General features: G+C 55.7%; 4 protein-coding genes and 1 pseudogene. 2 read left to right on the top strand and 3 right to left on the bottom strand.

Annotated elements, in window-relative coordinates; all coding sequences use genetic code 11:
* Positions 1-71: 71 nt before the first annotated feature.
* A complete protein-coding gene (locus B2R17_RS05430) occupies positions 72-584 on the bottom strand; it encodes an acetolactate synthase (protein ID WP_037251950.1) in 513 nt (170 codons plus the stop codon).
* 329 nt (positions 585-913) lie between these two features.
* Between B2R17_RS05430 and B2R17_RS05435 the strand changes: the two genes are divergently transcribed.
* Positions 914-1,951: a hypothetical protein gene (locus B2R17_RS05435; RefSeq protein ID WP_286763164.1), complete on the top strand. Its 1,038-nt coding sequence runs from the start codon at positions 914-916 to the stop codon at positions 1,949-1,951.
* 708 nt (positions 1,952-2,659) lie between these two features.
* A pseudogene (locus B2R17_RS05440) lies at positions 2,660-3,836 on the top strand (DUF1559 domain-containing protein).
* A gap of 51 nt (positions 3,837-3,887) precedes the next feature.
* Here B2R17_RS05440 and metX read toward each other — a convergent pair.
* Positions 3,888-5,708 (bottom strand): homoserine O-acetyltransferase MetX, encoded by a 1,821-nt coding sequence (gene metX, locus B2R17_RS05445; protein WP_286763165.1) that lies wholly within the window; start codon positions 5,706-5,708, stop codon positions 3,888-3,890.
* 101 nt (positions 5,709-5,809) lie between these two features.
* The coding region (locus tag B2R17_RS05450; RefSeq protein ID WP_286763166.1) for an O-acetylhomoserine aminocarboxypropyltransferase/cysteine synthase family protein at positions 5,810-6,941 on the bottom strand (1,132 nt) is incomplete at its 5' end.

The following is a 6,941-nucleotide window of genomic DNA, read 5'->3' on the forward strand; positions in this document are numbered from 1 at the left end:
CGACGGCCTTGGAAGGCCATCGTACGGAGTGATCAACCATCGTGCGGTTTGGCCTGAGAAGGCATTCCGACTCAGTAGATGTCTTGCGGCGGAAGGTTGTCCGCGTCCAAGTCATCTTCGGTGATGATTCGGAAACCTTTTTCCGTCAACGTTTTCATCGCCAAGTCAATGTTCTCGACCATGATCGCGACCGCTGGTTTGCCGTGCGGACGCATGAACAGCGGGTACGCTTGAATGATGTTCAGCTCTGCCTGCAGCAACGCCGTGCAAACTCGAAGCAAAGGTTGAGGACCTTCGGGAAGCTCGACGCCAACCAGATCGGACTCGATGATCGCCAACCCGGCTCGCTCGAGAATCTCTCGGCCGCGATCCGCGTCACTGATGAGAAAGCGAACGAACGCACATTCCGCCGCGTCATTGATCGATAGGGCCACGATTCGAATCCCAGTCCCCTCAAATCGACGCACGACTTCGAGCAATTGCCCGACCCGATTCTCGAGGAAAATGGTGAATTGACGAATCGCAGGAAATTCGCGACCGCGCATGGTATCGAATTGCGTGTCTGCACCGGCTCCAAAGCTCATGCTCGCAATCTCTTGTTAGCGGCAAAAAGGCATAATCGCGGGAGTCTACCGGTCGGTTCAGCACACGGCAAACCGTCTGGCCGCCCGATTTGATGCGGGATGCCGCAGGGATGCAAGCATTTTCAGGGACGAATCGGATTGAGATGACGAGGTGAATTGATCGCTAGGCGACCGCAGTGGTGCGAGATCGGGTGGTGCAGTCGCGTGAGGTCTGTCATGCAGCCTTAAGCGGCGAAGGTGGCGCGCCGTTTGCCTCCTTTGGTGGTGTTTTCAATGTCGGTCCGCGGCAGTCGCGGGGACTCAACAACACCAAACAAAAGGTTCACCTCATGAAATTCCTCCATCGCCAACAACCAATTCTTCGTTCTTTGGTCGCGACCGCCGCTGTCTCTTTCCCGCTTGCCTGCACACCAGTCGCGATGGGGCAAACCGGGGACTTTGACGCCGAAGACCGCGGCAGCAAAGTCGAAGACGACGCTTGGTACGACATCTCGGAATGGTTCGACGGCAACGACTACAACCCAACGGACGAGGCCATCGGACGTTGGGATGACGAGATCTTTTCCTATGAAGATGCTCGCACAAGCAGCGATTCAGACAACGATCAATTGATCATTCCCGCCGACACTTTTTATGGCGAGGACTACAACGAGAGCTATGTGTCGTACGAGGATCGTGACGAAGACGGCACGTACGAGCGATCGACCCGGTACATCGATAGCGACGGTGATTCCCTGAACGACGCCTACGTCACTTACGACGACGAAGATGGCGATGGTTTGTATGAAAACTATGACTACTCGGAACTCGGCAGCACGTCCAAAAACGCCGTTCCTCCATCCAAGATCGCCCAGTCCGTCAAAGACGGTTTGAGTGGGAAACGCCACGAGGTGAAGGGCACGGTTCGCGATATCAGGACCGTTCAACGAGGCAACGAGTACTCGATGATGATGCAGGTTAAATCACAAGACGGGAAAGATATTTGGATCGATCTCGGCGGACATGCAACGGGAGTTCAGCTCTTCAAAGATGACGAAGCCACCTTCTATGGACCAATGGTAAAACGAGGCGACAAGACAGTGCTGGTGGCGACCGCAATCGATCTGCCGAAGCATGGGATGTACAAGGTGGAACGATCTGGCAGTCGGTACACCGGTGAGGTGCAGTCAACCAAGACCGCCACGGTTCGCGGGAAAGAACACTTAGTCGTCAAGTTGAAAACCGAGAGCGACAAGATGATGACCGTCGACATGGGCCTCGCATCGAAGGCGAAAAAGCCGAGTGAGGGCGACGAAGTCACCGTCACCGGGGTTCCGGTCAAAATCGGAGATCGAGTCATCCTGATCGCCGACAAAAAGCAAAGCTGATCGAAAACGTATTCCGATCGCCGCAGAACAGGTTCATGACTCTAAGTTGCTGAGTCTGTCTATAGGCCTGTTTTGCGGCGTTTTCTTTCTCGTTGGCAGAGGGGGTTTCGTTCCGCTCGTGCGTTTATGGCACGGGTGTTTCACCAGCGTCTTCGGTCAGACCGATCCGTCTGGTTCAAACTTGCCCCACGCAATCTTCATGAAGTCGTTGCGGTTTTGGGGGTGAGTGCTGGCCGAAAAGATGTAATATTTGCACGTTAATGTGGAAATGTATTGATTAATCGTGCGTATTGAGCATGATTCCTGCTCATTAGTTGCTTTTCACCCTCCGGCCAATCTTGCGTTCTCTTTTCGCCGAGTGGCTGTGTGACCAAAGAAAATAAGAAATTTTTGTCGATCGGATCATGTCACGATCGAACGTAAATCTATGGAGTTAAGTCTATGAAGTTTTGTCGTTCTAAAGCATTCGGTCTGGCCGCTTTGGTTGGCGTAGCTGCGATCAGTGGTTGCGCTGAATCCAAGCCGGAAGCCACTTCAACTGATGAGTTGACCCAATTCTTGGATGCGAACCCTGAGCTCAAAGAGCCCAAACCTGAGGTTTCTCCATCAGATCCAACCAAGCCTTAGTGGCTTCCCATTGGCACTCGTGATTCGCGAGTCTCGCTTTGTCATTTCATCAGGCATCTTCTCTTCTCAAGGTCATTTTCAATGAGTTCTCAAAGAAAACGCCAGGGCTTCACGTTGGTGGAGTTGCTGGTAGTGATCGCCATTATTGGCGTTCTGGTCGGTTTGCTTTTGCCCGCCGTGCAAGCGGCACGTGAAGCCGCTCGACGAATGAGTTGCAGCAACAACTTCAAGCAGCTCGGCTTGGCGATGCACAACTATCACTCGGCATACAACGCGATGCCGAAGCATGGATCGGGGACGTACACCCAGTATCCACCAGACACAGGAATCAACCCGCCCGGCGGAAACCGATCGGACTTGTCCGCTCTGGTTGGCATGTTGCCATTCATTGAGCAGCAAGGTTTGTGGGAAGTGATTAGCAATCCCACTGACACCGGTTTCCAAGCGATGGGGCCGTGGCCTAACCGTCAGTTGGCCGACCACGCCGCGATTCCTTACGACCCGTGGCTGACCAACCTTCCGAGTTTCCGTTGCCCCCAGCGATCCCGGAGTTGGCTTGCCCGCTCATGGTCGCACGAACTATGCCGTTTGCCTGGGTGACTCTGGGACGCTGTGCGATGTGGGGGACACCGCTGATAACGGTACCAGTCGTGGTTTGCGTGTTTATCAACAAAGTGCTTGTCGTGGTGCTTTCATTCCACGAACGCAGACGAAGTTCCGCGACATCCTCGATGGTTTGTCCAATACTCTCGCCATGGGCGAGATCATCACCGACTTGGGCGACTTCGACACGCGTTCGCATGCCGTCGACAGCCCCGTTGAGGTTTGGCGAGAAAACAATGCATTGTCATGCCGACAGTACATCGATGTGGAGCGTCCTCAGTTCTGGCGGAACGATGGCTCAACACCGTTCACAGGAGATGCGGAGCAGCGTCGCGGTTTCAAATGGGCTCTCGCTCGTCCGTTGTACACCGGTTTCGTCACTGTCTTGGCACCCAACGATGAGCTTTGTTTCCAAGGCAACCAAGAACGCGAAGGCGATGTCACCCCCAGCAGTCGTCACCAAGGCGGAGTTCACGTCTTGATGTGCGATGGTGCGGTGAAGTTCATCACCGATTCGATCGAAGCTGGTAACAGCAACAGCGCTCAGGTTCGCGAAGGTGGTGGGTTCTTGACGCCTGGTTCGAAGTCACCGTTCGGCGTTTGGGGTGCCTTGGGTACTCGTGCCGCACGTGAAATTATCGACACCGAATTTTGATCGATTGACCTTCGGGCGACGCTCGTCGCCCGGGTTCAGTGCGAACCAAATTCAGCGTTTTTCGCGGTGAAAAGCAATCACCGCGGTATCGGCATTCAGGTTGGGATCGTTGTCGGGTTCAATGCGTTGACCTCGGTCAACATCCCAGAAGACTTCTTCATCGATCACGACGTTCAGTTGGCCCAAGAGGTCGCGAACGTCGGCGATCGTGGGGAAGCGTCGGTTGGGCGTGTTGTGCCAATCGAAGTCAAACTCGCCGGGTGCTTTCGGCGATCGCCCATGTGTCACGTAGTGATCTCTGAGTTGGCGATACGCAAAGTTTGGAAAGCTGATGATGGCGTGTCGGCCGACCCGCAGCATCTCGTTCAGCAGTTCCACCACGTTCTCGACGGCTTGCAAAGTCGCGTTGAGGATCACGTAGTCGAACTGGTCGTCGATGAACGCGGGCAGTCCGTGGTTGAGGTCGTAGTCGATCACGTCGATGCCTCGCATCGCGGTTGCCAGAAGGTTCTCCTGAGCCACCTCGACTCCCATCAGTCGATGCGTCGTTGCTGCCGGCGCTGGTGTGCGATGTCGATCGCGAATTGCGGCAAGCAGTTGTCCGTTGCCGCAACCGAGGTCCAGCACGCTGGATCCGGCGGGAATGATCTCCAAGATTGATTCTTCGTCCACGTTCAGCGTGATGTCCGATGGGACCGCGGGGTGCGTTTCCGTGTCTCTCAATCGTTCACGGATCAAAGGTCCATAAGTCGCAATGTCTTTCGCGATTAAGAATGCGTCGTGGCCAGCGTTGGTGGTGATTTCTGCGTAGGTGACACGTTTGTCCAAAGCGGTCAGAGCGTTGACGATTTCTCTGGATTGAGCAGGCGGGAACAACCAATCGCTGCTGAAACTGATAAGCAGGAAATCGCAAGTTGCTTCGTCAAACGTTTCCATCAACTTCAGCCGCGTGCCGCCTAGGTCGAACAGATCCATCGCCATCGACAGAGTCACGTAGCTGTTTGCATCAAAGCGAGTTGTGAACTTTTGACCTTGATGGGCCAAGTAAGAACCAATGCTGAATCGTTGTTCGAATTGCGATGCGATCTGCCGCGGATCATGGCGATCGGGATCGAACTTGGCCTCCATCGCTTCGACGGAAAGATAGGTGATGTGGCCCAGCATCCGCGCGATCGCCAGACCCGTGTCCGGGCGTTGGTCTTTGTCGTAGTACTGGCCCCCGGCGTAGTGTGGGTCGGTTTGGATCGCATTGCGAGCGATGACATCGAACCCGAGTGCTTGGCTGTTGAGTCGTGGAGAGGTCGCAATGGCGACGCAGGTTTTCGCCGCATCGGGATAGCGATTGATCCACTGCAAGACTTGATGACCGCCCAGTGAACCGCCGACCACGGCTCGCCACTGGCGGATTCCCAAATGGTCAGCCAAGAGTTTTTGAGCTTCGACGATGTCGCCGATGGTGATCCGTGGAAAGTTGGCACCGTAGGGCGTGCCGTCGGGCGAGGTCGGATCCGCATCGCCCGGGCCGGTGCTGCCGCGACAACCGCCCAAAACGTTGGGGCAGACCACAAACAACCGGTCCGTGTCGATCGGCAGTCCGGGGCCGATCAAGCCGTCCCACCAACCCGGTTGGTCGTCTTCATCGTGGCGAGCCGCGTGCGAGTCACCCGACACAGCATGGCAGACCAGCACGGCATTGGATGCATCGTCGTTCAGCGTGCCCCACGTCTCGTAGCAGCATCGCACTTCCGGCAGTTCGCCACCGCGTTCAAGCGGCAGCGGCTGGTCAAACGTCACGTACTTCGCGTACGCCAATGGCGCGTCGGTCCGCACGTCATCGGTGCTGGACAGATCTTCGTTGGAAGGCTCACCCATGGAAGCTTGGCTTTCGAACATCGTTACCCGAGTGTATCTCCCGGAAGTTTTTTCGCGGGAGGATCAGTTGTTCGGAAGCAACGTTTCGATTGCTTTTGGGGTCACGCGGTCGCAACAGCAAGAGCCTGTTTCAGGTCATCGAGGATATCGTCGATGTCTTCGATCCCAACCGAAACACGAATGTACTCGGGGCTGACGCCGGCACGACGTTGCTCGTCTTCGGCGAGCTGTTGGTGCGTGGTGCTGGCGGGATGAATGACCAACGTTTTCGCGTCACCAATGTTGGCCAAGTGAGAGCACAGTTGGCAGGCGTTGATGAATTTCTTGCCCGCTTCCATTCCACCCTTGATACCAAAGCCGAGGATCGCGCCTTTGCCATTGGTGAGATACTGTTCAGCCAATTTGTTGTGAGAGTGCGATTTCAATCCGGGGTAATTGACCCACTCGACTGCGTCGTGAGCTTCCAGGAACTCAGCAACCTTCATCGCGTTTTCGCAGTGGCGAGGCATGCGGAGGTGAAGTGTCTCGATGCCTTGCAGGAACAGGAACGCCGCAAACGGGCTCATCGCTGCACCTGTATCACGCAACCAGTGGGTGCGGATATGAACGTTGTAAGCGATGTTGCCCATGCCACGCAGATGCTCTTCGAAAACGGCACCATGGTAGGAAGGGCTGGGGCCGCAGAACTCAGGCCATTTTTCAGGTTGGTCGGCCCATTTGAAGTTTCCGCTGTCGACGATGCAGCCACCGATGTGAGTGCCGTGTCCGCCCAAGAACTTCGTCGTGCTGTAGATCACGATGTCGATTCCGTGATCGATCGGACGCAACAAGTAAGGCGTCATTACGGTGTTGTCGCACAACACTGGGATCGCCCCGTGTGGTGCCGAGTGAGCGGCGTCGGCGATCGCCTTGAAGTCAGGCACGTCGTTTCGTGGGTTGCCGATGCTCTCCATATAGACCAGACGAGTGTTTTCGTCGACCAAGCCGTGGATTTGTTCCGGGTGATCCGGATCGAAGAAGCGAACTTCGATGCCGAGGTTCTTCAGAGTTTGCGTGAACAGCGTCCATGTTCCGCCATACAGCGAAGTGCTGCTGACAATGTTTTGACCGCTGTGTGCGATCGCCAAAACTGCCGCCGTGATCGCCGCCTGTCCGGATGCAAAGCACAGTCCCGTTGCACCGCCGTCGAGTGCCGCGATGCGTTTTTCCAGCACGTCGACCGTCGGGTTCATC

Source organism: Rhodopirellula sp. UBA1907, from assembly GCF_002337565.1.
Classification (GTDB): Bacteria; Planctomycetota; Planctomycetia; order Pirellulales; family Pirellulaceae; genus Rhodopirellula; species Rhodopirellula europaea.